Annotated in this window: 2 protein-coding genes; both read left to right on the forward strand. The window is 67.4% G+C overall.

Annotation, left to right across the window (positions count from 1 at the left end):
- Window positions 1–571, forward strand: a 571-nt coding sequence (locus AC1D2K_RS34025; RefSeq protein WP_478094759.1) for a response regulator, incomplete at its 5' end; no start/stop codon positions are given.
- A gap of 168 nt (window positions 572–739) precedes the next feature.
- The coding region (locus AC1D2K_RS34030) for an aldehyde dehydrogenase family protein (RefSeq protein WP_478094760.1) at window positions 740–1,880 on the forward strand (1,141 nt) is incomplete at its 3' end.

Genomic DNA, 1,880 nt, shown 5'->3' on the forward strand with positions numbered 1-1,880 from the left:
TGGTGCTGCGTGGTCGCCGGGATGGCCGCATCGCCCGGATGGTCGCACCATAGAGAACCGGTTCGACGCAGGTGAACGGAGGCGGCTTGAAGGCGTTGCGCGTGGTGTTGAACGCCTCGGCCGCATCGCGTGCGGATCGCTGCGCAAGCCCCACACTGCGGAAGATCCGGCACCCCCCAACGCAGTGGGAGACGCCGAAGCCATGTCCACCACCGTCTACGTCGTCGGTTTCAAGGCGGATGAGCGCGCCTGGATCGAATCGACGCTCGGGCGAAGCGTCGATGCCGTGGTCTTCGTGGACGACGGCGAGGCGTTGCTGGCCCGCTCGCCGAGTGGTCCGGGCCAATGCCTGATTGCGTCGGCCGATGTCGACGGGGCCGCAACCCTCAGGCTGGTGCGTGAGTTGAGGCACCGGGGGATCGCGTTGCCCGTGATCGTCCTGGGCCCGCACACGGCGTTTCGCACGGCGGTCGACATCGCGCGACTGGAGGCGACCGATTTCCTGGAGCGGCCGGTCAGCGTGCGCGAACTGCGCGCCGCGGTGCGTCGGGCGCGATCGGATCCGAAATGAACTCGCGTCTGCGCTCCAGCGTGTGCCACGCCACGTACGTGGCCGCAGGGCTGGCAAACGCGCGCGCTCAAGCCCATCATTCGCTCCTTTCCGGTCCAGTCCGCGAGCTGGGCGACGAGATTGCGCTTCGCGTCTGACGCCTTTCTGAAAGCACGAGGTCCATCCATCATGTCCCTGCCCGACTACGCCGCCCTCGTCGCCAGCCAGCGGGCGTTCTTCCTGGAAGGCCATACGCGCCCGGTCGCGTGGAGAAAGTCCCAGCTCGAGTCCGTCCGGGCCATGTTCACCGACCACCACGACGCGTTGTGCGACGCGCTCTGGAAAGACCTGCGTCGCAACGTCAACGATGCCGACTTGATGGACGTCGACTACTGCGCCAAGGAGGCCGCCTACGCGCTCGAGCACATCGACGCGTGGATGAAGCCCTTGCACGAGCCGATGCCGCTGGTGTTCGAGCCGGGCTACATCCGGGTGAATCGCGACCCGCTGGGCGTGGCGCTGATCATCGGCGCCTGGAACGAGCCCTTCATGCTGGTGTTCGGGCCGCTGGTGGCGGCACTGGCCGCGGGCAACACCGCCGTCCTGAAACCTTCCGAGGTCGCGGCCCATTGCGCCGCCGCGGCGGCGCGGCTGGTGCCCGAGTACTTCGATCCGCGTGCGGTCGCGGTCGTCGAGGGCGCCGTCCCCGAGACCACGGCCCTGCTGGCACAGCAGTGGGACATGATCTTCTTCACGGGCAGTCCGCCGGTCGGCAAGATCGTGCACCAGGCGGCCGCGAAGAACCTGACGCCGTGCGTGCTCGAACTCGGCGGCAAGAACCCGACCATCGTCCATTCGTCGGCCAACCTCAAGGTGGCCGCGCGGCGCATCGCGTATGGGCGCTACCTGAACTCCGGCCACATCTGCACCGCACCCGACCACGTGCTGGCATGGCCGGAGGTGAAGGATGAATTCGTGCAGCACCTGAAGGACACGATCCGCGAGTTCTATGGCGACGACCCGAAGCAGAGCCCGGACTACGGACGTGTGATCAACCGTCGCAACTTCGATCGGCTGGCCGCGCTGCTCGACAGCGGCCGGGCCGTCGCCGGCGGCCAGACCGATGCCGACGCGCTCTACATCGCGCCGACCGTGCTGGTGGACGTGGCGGTGGATTCGCCGATCATGAAGGAAGAGATCTTCGGCCCCATCCTGCCGGTGCTCGAGATCGGGTCGGTCGACGCGGTCGTCCAGTGGGTCAACAGCCGGCCGAGTCCGTTGGGCGTCTACATCTTCGCCGAGGACAGGGACGTGGTGGACAGGATCCTGT

It is taken from the genome of Variovorax sp. P1_H12_2, from assembly GCF_056405335.1.